The organism is Micromonospora sp. NBC_00330 (genome assembly GCF_036136635.1).
GTDB lineage: Bacteria > Actinomycetota > Actinomycetes > Mycobacteriales > Micromonosporaceae > Micromonospora > Micromonospora salmantinae.
The window spans coordinates 2,425,175-2,434,351 of record NZ_CP108012.1 but is presented as its reverse complement, the minus strand read 5'-3'; the positions used below and the strand labels follow the sequence as shown (position 1 = coordinate 2,434,351).

Here is a 9,177-nt window from a genome sequence, read left to right as displayed (position 1 = left end):
TTACTGGCTCATTGGGCTCGGCGCAATTGCGCTGCAAGTCGCAAGCCGGGGCCATGCAATGGAATCCGACCTGGAGTTTAACTCCCTTAACAAAATCGACAGGTGCTAGCAGCGTGCTTTGATGGCACGAGAAGAGGTCTTGTTATGGCTCAAAGGGTTTCCTCAAGGAAGGGCGCTGTGGCCAGCTGGCTGGCGTTCCTGATGATCATACTTGTTGGGGCTGCGGTGCCTGGGCGTGCTCTCGCTGACGCCGCCGGCAGGGGTGGTGACTTCGTACCGATCGACAGCGTCCCCCTTCTGGACACGCGCGACGGCACCGGCGGCACTACCGGTGTTCGGGGCGCCAAGTCCGTCACCACGTTCAACGCCGTCGGCATCGCCGGTATCCCGACCAGCGGGGTCAGCGCGTTGATGGTGGACGTGACGGCGATCTACCCGACCGCCAACACGTTCCTGACCATTTACTCGGACCTGACGGACCCGAAGGCTTCGGCCATGAACGCCTCGGTCGGTGAGGTCATGACCAACTCGGCGGTGGTCAAGCCCGGTACGAATGGCAAGCTCGCGGTGCGCAACGCGGGCGGCAACGTCCACATCAGAGTGGACGTGGTGGGCTACTTCACCACCGCCACCGGCAGCACCGGTTCCGGTTTCGTGCCGGTGGACCACACCCGGGTGGTCGACAGCCGGACCGGACAGGGGATCACCGCCGGCACCATGCCCACCCGTGGAACGCGTACCGCCAACATCTACGGCGGTGGGCTGGTGCCCAGTTCCGCGACGGCGGTCATGCTGGACGTCGTGGTGATCGGCGCGACCGGCAACGGCTGGATGACCCTCGGGTCGAGCACGGCTGCGGAGACCGGAATCGACTACGCCAAGGGCGCCACCTCGTTGGGGATGGTCGTCAAGCTGAACCCCGGTGCCAGCTCTGTGACGTTGGAGAATCGCGGTTCGGCCGTGCACGTCGCCATCACCGTCCAGGGCTACTGGACCGGCAGCCCGACCACCGGCGCCGGCCTGCGCACGGTTCCGGCGACCACCCTGTACGACAGCCGTTTCCCCAGTGGCGCCCAGCCGGTGCCCGCCTTCGGCGCCGTCGATGTCGCTGTCGCGGGCACCAACGGCCTGCCGACCCGTGGCATCGCCGCGGCCGTCCTCAATGTGCACGCGGTCGCCTCGACGGTGGACGGGTTCTTCAACGTCACGCCCCTGGGCGGCGTCGAGAACACCGCGTCGACGACGAACTTCCCCGCCGGGCACGTCGCCCGGTCCAGCATCGTGGTGACCAAGCTGGGCACCGAGGGGAAGGTCCGGATCAAGAACAGCAGCGGCGGTACGGTGCACATCGTCGTCGACCTGCAGGGCTGGTTCGCCGACCCGATGCCGTTCCTGCCGACCGAGTCCTTCTCCCGCTCGACGGCGTTGCAGGGGGAGCCGAGCGACGGCAGCTCGCTCGGAGTCATCGTCTACGCGCACACCGACAACACCGGGCAGGTGCGGGTCGTCCACCAGCAGAACCCAGACGATTTCAGCAGCGTCCAGCACATCCCCCAGTTCGGCGCGGAGGCGTTCACCGGGCAACCTTCCTTGAACGTGCAGAGCGGCACCAAGCAGGTGCAGATCAGCGCCCTACACACCACCGGCACCGTGTGGACCGGCGCCCAGACGGCGGCGAACGCGGCGACCTGGGCAACGACCGGGGACCTTGGCGGCACCATGGTGGGCCGACCCGTCACGGTCACCCTCGCCGACGGCACCAGCGTGGTCTTCGCCGTGGATGTCGACGGTCGCCTGTGGCACTACCGCCAGGCCGGGACGAGTGCGTGGAAGAGCCTCGGTGACGTCGACCTCACCGGCGGAATCACTCTGGTGAATGTTGATGCCGCCGGTGTCCGACTGGTTGCCACCACCATGACCGGCACCATCAAGACCGCGCTCTACTCCACCGACGGCACCCTCAGCGCCTGGGTGGACCTGGGCGGGAACGTGACCGGGGTGCCGGCGGCCTTCATCAACCAGGGCTATCGCACCGGCGTGGTGGCCCGTGCGGCCGACGGTGCGCTGGTGATGAAGAAGCAGGAGCTGGGTGGGGCCTGGCCGACCACCTGGCAGACGGTGGGCACGTTCACCGCCGCCGGTTCCCCGGCCGCGATCGTCGACCCGGCGCTGAGCCGTATCGCCGTCGTCGCTCGGAGCACCGACAACGAGATGTACCGGGTGTACGAGACCGAGCAGGGCTCGGGCACCTTTGGTGAGTGGCTGCGTCTGTACGTGAACGATAGCGACCCGACGGCTGCCACCGCCGCCACCGATCCCACGATCGCGCCGATCGAAAACTCCGGCGGGCCCGGCTTCGTGGTGGTCTACCGCAACCGGAACAACACCACCATCGCGCTGGACCGGCGGTTCGCCGCCCCCGGCGGGATGGCGGCAGCGAAGGTGAGCCCGTCGGCGGTCAGCTTCGCCGCGCACCTCATCCCGACGCCGCCGGCCTGATCCTCGGCACTACCAGCCCGGGGGCCTCCGTCCACGTGACGGAGGCCCCCTAGCGTCCGAGAGTTGGCCACACCGCTGGCCCGCATGTTCGCACGGTTTCCGACCACCTTCGCCGTTGCTTCCTCTAGAAGGAATTTGCATGAACGAATTATTGACCTCACGTTTGCGCGCCCGTGTCGGTAGTGGATTAGCTACCCTTGGTGTCGTGCTGGCAATGGTTGTCTCGCCGACCCCTGCCCACGCCGACGCCGCGGGCCGGGGCGGTGACTACGTACCGATCGACAGCGTGACCCTGTTGGACACCCGTAACGGCACCGGCGGCACCACCGGTGTTCGGGGCGCCAAGTCCGTCACCACGTTCAACGCCGTCGGCATCGGCGGTATCCCGTCCAGCGGCGTCAGCGCGTTGATGGTGGACGTGACGGCGATCAGCCCGACCGCCAACACGTTCCTGTCCGTCTACCCGGACCAGACGAGCCGGACGACCTCGGAGCTGAATGCCGCGGTCGGCGAGACGATCACCAACTCGTCGGTGGTCAAGCCGGGCGCGAACGGCAAGATTGCGGTTTACAACCTGACCGGCAGTCTGCACATCAAAGTGGACGTGGCGGGCTACTACACCACCGCCACGGGCAGCGTCGGCTCGGGCTTCGTGCCGGTGAACCACACGCGGGTGGTCGACAGCCGAGTAGGGCTGGGGATCGCCACCGGCACCCTACCCACGAGCGGGACCCGCACTGCCAACCTTTCCGGTGGCGGGCTGGTGCCGAGCACCGCGAAGGCGGTCATGCTCGACGTGGTGGTGACGGGTTCGACCGGCAACGGTTGGGTGACGGTCGGGTCGAGCGCGACCGCGAAGGTCGGCATCGACTACGTCAAGGCCACCACGTCCATGGTGATGGCGGTCAAGCTCAACTCCGATGGCAGCCGTAACGTGCAACTGGAGGCTCGCGGGCCCGCCGTGCACGTCGCCATCACGGTCCAGGGGTACTGGACCAGCAGCCCGACCACCGGCGCGGGTCTGCGTCCGATCCCGGCGACAAGGTTGTACGACAGCCGCTTGCCCACCGGCGCCCAGGCGGTGCCCGCGGGCGGCTCCGTCGACGTCGCGGTTGGCGGCACCAGCGGCCTGCCGACTCGCGGCATCGCCGCCGCCGTCCTCAACGTGCACGTGGTCGGTCCCGCGGCCGCCGGTTATCTCACCGTCACGCCGCTCGACGGCACTCCGAACTCCGCCTCGACTGCCGACTTCCCCGCCGGGCTCAACAACACCCGATCGAGCCTCGTGGTGACCAAGCTCGGCACCGAGGGGAAGGTTCGGATCAAGAACGTCAGCGGCGGTACCGCGCACATCCTGGTCGACCTGCAGGGCTGGTTCGCCGACCCGATGCCGTTCCTGCCGACCGAGTCCTTCTCGCGCTCGACGGCGGCGCAGGCCGAGCCGATCTCCGGCGCCACGCTCGGGCCGATCGTCTACGCGCACACCGACAACATCGGTCAGGTGCGGGTCGTCCACCAGCCTGACCCCGACGACTACACCGCCGTCCAACACGTCCCCCTGTTCGGCTCGGAGGCCTTCACCGGGCAGCCCACGCTCAACGTGCTGAGCTCCAGTAAGCAGGTGCAGATCAGCGCCCTGCACACCACCGGGATGGTGTGGACCGGCGCCCAGACGACGGCGAACGCCGCGACGTGGGCGTCCAACGGGAGCCTCGGCGGCTCCATTGCCGCCCCGCCGGTAGCGGTCACCCTGCCCAACGGCACCAGCGTGATCTTCGGCGTGGACGTCGACGGTCGCCTGTGGCACTACCGTCAGACCGGGACGGGTGCGTCGTGGAAGAGCCTGGGTGACGTCGACCTCGCGGGCGGCGTCACCGTCGTCAAGGTCGAGGCCGGTGTCCGGTTGGTCGCCACCACCACCGTCGGCACCATCAAGACCGCGCTCTACTCCAACGACGGCATCCTCAGCGGTTGGACCGACCTGGGCGGGAACGTGACCGGCGTGCCGGCCGCCTTCATCATTCAGGGCTATCGCACCGGCGTGGTGGCCCGTGCGGCCGACGGTTCGCTGGTGATGAAGAAGCAGGAACTGGGCGGGGCCTGGCCGGCCACCTGGCAGACGGTGGGCACGTTCACCGCCGCCGGTTCCCCGGCCGCGATCGTCGACCCGGCGCTGAGCCGTATCGCCATCGTCGCTCGGAGCACCGACAACGAGGTCTACCGGGTGTACGAGACCGAGCAGGGCTCCGGCACCTTTGGTGAGTGGCTGCGTCTGTACGTGAACGATAGCGACCCGACGGCCGCCACCGCCGCCACCGATCCCACGATCGCGCCGATCGAAAACTCCGGCGGGCCCGGCTTCGTGGTGGTCTACCGCAACCGGAACAACACCACCATCGCGCTGGACCGGCGGTTCGCCGCTCCCGGCGGGATGGCGGCAGCGAAGGTGAGCCCGTCGGCGGTCAGCTTCGCCGCGCACCTCATCCCGACGCCGCCGGCCTGATCCTCGGCACCACCAGGCCCGGGGGCCTCCGTCCACGTGACGGAGGCCCCCGGTCGCTGTTCACCGGCTCGGCGTCGGCCTTCCTAGACTGGGGCGATGAGCGTTGGCACCGATGGTCGGGGGATGGCCGAGCTGGCGGCCCTGCTGGCCGACGGCACCCGCGCCGGAATGTGTCTGGCGCTGCTCGATGGGCGGGCGTGGACCGCCGGCGAGCTGGCCCGGCGCGCCGGGGTCGCCCCGTCGACGGCCAGCGACCACCTCACCCGACTCGTCCGCGGTGGGCTGCTCGTCGAGGAACGCCAGGGCCGCCACCGTTACCTGCGTCTGGCCGGGCCGTCGGTGGCCCAGCTGATCGAGGACCTGGCCGGCCACGCCCCGGCCACGCCCACACCGACCGGGTCGCTGCGCGCGGCGACCGCCACCGCCTCCCTGGCGTACGCCCGGACCTGCTACGACCACCTGGCCGGGCGGCTGGGCGTGCTGATGTACGACGCGCTGCTGGTCGGGCGCCGACTCGACCGGTCCAGCGGGCTGGCCCTGACACCCGACGGGTGGGCCTGGGCGGCCGGGTTGGGCGTACCCGTTGACGTGCTGCGCGCCGCCCGCCGCCCGGTGGTCCGCGACTGCCTGGACTGGACCGAACGCCGCCCGCACCTGGCCGGGGCGCTCGGCGCGGCGCTCTGCCGCCGCTTCACCGACCTGGGCTGGATCAGCCAGGGCACCGGCCGGGCCGTCCGTCTCACTACCGCCGGCCGCCCCGGCCTGGCCGCGGCCCTGTCCATCCCCGAGCACACCCTGGACCCGCCGGTGGCCTCGCCGCCCACGAGCGGCCGCGCCTGACCGGCGAGCGGCGGGCGGCCGCGCCTGGATCGTTCGGTGTGGGGCGAACGGTTCGCGCCCTACGGTCGGGCGGTGACTGACGACTGGCCGCACATTGCGCCCGCCCCGGGAACACCGGCGTGTGGGCCGCCCTCGTTCCACCCGGAGCGCGGTTGGTGGGTGACCCGGCACGCCGACGTGCGCGCGGCGCTGACCGACAGGGCATTCCAGGTGCCGGCCGTCGACACCGGTCCGCCCGGCACCCTCGCCTGGCTGCGCGCCACGGTCAGCCGCTTCAGTCCACAGCGGCGGCACGCCGACCGTCGGGCGGTCGCGGTGAGCGCGCTGGCCCCGCTGGAACCGGACGACCTGCGACACGACGCGGCACGGCTGACAGCGGCCGTTCTCGACCGCGCCGGCGAGCGCGTCGACGTGATGCGGGCATTGGCTCGGCCGGTGCCGCTGCGGGCGTTGGCCGATCGCCTCGGTTTCGCTGATCCGGCAGCCGCCGGGACGGCGGTCGCTGTCGTCGCGTCGGCGTACCACCCGGGGGTGGACCCGGCCTTGGCCGCGCGGGCTGACCGGGCGGTGACGGCGCTGCTGGCGCTCGCGCCGCAGGGTCCGCCGGAGGTACTGGCGAACCTGATCGGTCTGCTGGTCCAGGCGTGCGACGCGACCGCCGGCCTGATCGGCGCCGCCGCCCATCACCTGCTGCCCCCGGCCGGCCCGCGAGCGCCGGCCACGGCACGGACCGTCGACCTGCTGGCCGAGGTGCTGCGCCTCGACCCACCGGTCCGGGCCACCCGACGGGTCACCGTCGAGGAGGTACGGCTGGGCGGGCGGGATCTGCCGGCAGGCGCCCCCGTGCTGCTGCGCTTCGACGCGGCCAACCGTGACCCGCAGGCGTTCACCGAGCCCGCGAGGTTCCAGCCCGGTCGGTCCGGTGCCGGGCTGTTGACCTTCGGGACGGGGGAGCGGGGTTGCCCCGGCGACCGGCACGCCCTGGCGCTGGCCAGCGGGGTGCTCGACGTGCTGCGGGAACGCTGCCGGCGTGGTCCCACCCCGATGCGCCATGAACCGCACCCGACACTGCGGGTGCCGACGACTCTGGAGGTGAGCGTCCGATGATCGAACGTCGTGCCGCGTTCCACGCCCTGCACCGCGCCGGCCGCCCCCTGCTGTTGCCCAACGCGTGGGACCACGCCTCGGCGGCGGCGCTCGCCGCGCGTGGACATCCGGCCATCGGCACCACCAGCCTCGGGGTCGCCGCGACCGCCGGCCTTCCCGACGGCACCGCGGCCACCGCCGGGGAGACGCTCGCCCTGGCCCGCCGGCTGGCTCGGCTGCCGGTGCTGCTCAGCGTGGACGTGGAGGCCGGGTTCAGCGACGACCCGGCCGAGGTCGCCGAGTACGTGGCGGAGTTGGCCGGGCTCGGCGTGGTCGGGATCAACCTGGAAGACGGGCGTGCCGACGGCACCCTCGCCGACACCGGGTCCACCGCAGCCAAGGTCGCGGCGGTGAAGGCGGCGGTGCCGGACCTGTTCGTCAACGCCCGCACCGACACCTGGTGGCTCGGGGTGGACGACCCACTGCCGCAGACCCTCGCTCGTGCTCGTGCCTACCTGGTGGCCGGTGCCGACGGAATCTTCGTGCCCGGGACCGTCGACCTGGCCACCCTGCGCGTCCTCACCGAGGGGATCGACGCTCCGGTGAACGCGCTGTACCAGCCGGGCGGCCCGGGGATGGTTGAGTTGGGCGGGGCCGGGGTGGCCCGGGTCAGCACCGGCTCGCTGCTGTTCCGGGCAGCGCTGGGCGCCGCGCTCGCCGCCGCCGACGCCGTCCGCGACGGCGGGTCCACCACTCCGGCGGGACTGCCGTCGTACGCCGAGGTGCAGGCCCTGGTGTCGACGGACGGCGACTGACCCTTGCTGCCGGCGTTCCGGCGGTGGTTGCCGGTGTTCCGGCGGTGGTTGCCGGGCCGGGTCCGGCCCGCGCCGGGCGGCCCGTCGGCGGGCGCCATGCTCGGCTCGCTCGATGTGGGCCCGGCCGGCGGTGGGCGGCGGCTGGGGGGTGGGCGGTGTGTTGGTCGGTGCCTTTGGAGCTGAATCGTTTGTGACATCACTGGGTGGCGCCGTCGGCCCGGGCCGAGTGCGCCGCCTGGAGCACCGCCTCGTCGGCATCACGGTCCGCTTGCGAAGCCGGCGGCGTTGATTCGTCTGCGACATCAGCTCCAAAGCGCCAAACCCAAGGATCCCCCGGGTGCGTCGTCCACGCTCCGTTAGGGGGGAGATAGGAGGAATGTTCGGTCCCGCTCCGGTCCCGATGATTACGGTGTGTTTCAGGGCGAACCACCCAGTGCCGTGACCGGAGAGAGGGACCCGTCATGCGAGTGCCCAGCCGTAGCCCGGGACAGCAGCCCGGTTCGCCTGCGTCGCCCACCGCTCCGGCCCGCCGTCGACCCTCCGGTGCGAGCCCCCGCCGCGTTCCCGCCCCCGCCCCCGACCTGCCCGCTTACCGGGCCGCCGTCGCCGAACTGCTGGTCGAGGTCGGGGCCCTGGCCGACGCGGCGAGCACCCGGGCCCGGCAGGTGCTCATCGACGAGCGGCTGCGGGAGCCGGCGCTCGCCGCGGTCCTCGACGCCACGCCGCAGGGGTTGATCGGCGCGCGCGAGACGCTGCTGCTGGAGATGGCCCGCTACCAACCGAACGACCGCACCTCGGCAACCGACCTCCGCGCGCTGGTCCGGATCTACCTGCTCTCCCGCATCGACGTGCTGTGGTGGCAGGACGCGCCGACCTTCGTCACCGACGACCAGGTCAACGGGAGCCCCGACCTGGTCGACCTGGAGTGGCTGCGCCGCCGCGACCTGCTGCGCTTCCGCTACCAGGAGCAGCCCGCCACGATACTGGGCCGGGCCGCGCGCGGGCTGCGTCGCCGGCTGCGTCCCGACGCCACCCCGCGCACCGCGGGGCTGCTGTTCCGCCGCGCCCGGCGCGAGGTGGTGGCGCTGCTCAACGACATCGGACGGGAGTTCACCGCCGTCGCGCCGGCGGCCACCCCGCCGCTCTGGGTGACCAGCCTGGTTCGCAGCGCCGAGCACCAGTACCGGCTGCGCCGCCTGGGCTACGCGGCGATGCTGCCCAGCGGGCACTGCCTCGGCTACTCGGTCGACGTCGAGCTGGCCTGGTTCGAGCGTTTCGGCGCGCGCGAGGCCCTGGCGGAGCTGCTGCTGAGCCGGCAGGAGGCCGGTGAGCTGAACGTGATCGACGAGGGGCAGGCCTGGCACCTGTGCCTCGCGCCCACCGCCCGGCGTCGCCTACGCCGGGCGTACGAGGCCGAGATGGGGGTCTGAGCCG

At 71.6% G+C, this 9,177-nt stretch carries 6 protein-coding genes; all 6 read left to right on the top strand.

Going from position 1 to position 9,177, the window contains the following annotated elements; all coding sequences use genetic code 11:
- The first annotated feature begins 225 nt into the window (after positions 1–225).
- The 6 genes from OG598_RS10790 (at position 226) to OG598_RS10765 (ending at position 9,173) form a co-directional block, all read left to right on the top strand.
- Positions 226–2,499, top strand: a complete 2,274-nt coding sequence (locus OG598_RS10790; protein WP_328654285.1) for a hypothetical protein — start codon at positions 226–228, stop codon at positions 2,497–2,499.
- 139 nt (positions 2,500–2,638) lie between these two features.
- Positions 2,639–5,002: a hypothetical protein gene (locus tag OG598_RS10785; protein WP_328654284.1), complete on the top strand. Its 2,364-nt coding sequence runs from the start codon at positions 2,639–2,641 to the stop codon at positions 5,000–5,002.
- 96 nt (positions 5,003–5,098) lie between these two features.
- A complete protein-coding gene (locus OG598_RS10780; protein WP_328654283.1) occupies positions 5,099–5,842 on the top strand; it encodes an ArsR/SmtB family transcription factor in 744 nt (247 codons plus the stop codon).
- Positions 5,843–5,914: 72 nt separating this feature from the next.
- Positions 5,915–6,949 carry a cytochrome P450 gene (locus OG598_RS10775; RefSeq protein ID WP_328654282.1) on the top strand — a complete coding sequence of 345 codons (1,035 nt, stop codon included), beginning with the start codon at positions 5,915–5,917 and terminating at the stop codon, positions 6,947–6,949.
- Positions 6,946–7,743, top strand: a complete 798-nt coding sequence (locus OG598_RS10770; protein WP_328654281.1) for an isocitrate lyase/PEP mutase family protein — start codon at positions 6,946–6,948, stop codon at positions 7,741–7,743. The genes OG598_RS10775 and OG598_RS10770 overlap by 4 nt, the downstream gene beginning before the upstream one ends.
- Before the next feature lie 461 nt (positions 7,744–8,204).
- Positions 8,205–9,173: a DUF5715 family protein gene (locus tag OG598_RS10765; RefSeq protein ID WP_328654280.1), complete on the top strand. Its 969-nt coding sequence runs from the start codon at positions 8,205–8,207 to the stop codon at positions 9,171–9,173.
- The last annotated feature ends 4 nt before the right edge of the window (positions 9,174–9,177 follow it).

Coding starts and splice junctions, on each gene's coding strand:
- OG598_RS10765 (WP_328654280.1), top strand. CDS start 8,205: ATGCGAGTGCCCAGCCGTAGCCCGGGACAGCAGCCCGGTTCGCCTGCG.
- OG598_RS10770 (WP_328654281.1), top strand. CDS start 6,946: ATGATCGAACGTCGTGCCGCGTTCCACGCCCTGCACCGCGCCGGCCGC.
- OG598_RS10780 (WP_328654283.1), top strand. CDS start 5,099: ATGAGCGTTGGCACCGATGGTCGGGGGATGGCCGAGCTGGCGGCCCTG.
- OG598_RS10785 (WP_328654284.1), top strand. CDS start 2,639: ATGAACGAATTATTGACCTCACGTTTGCGCGCCCGTGTCGGTAGTGGA.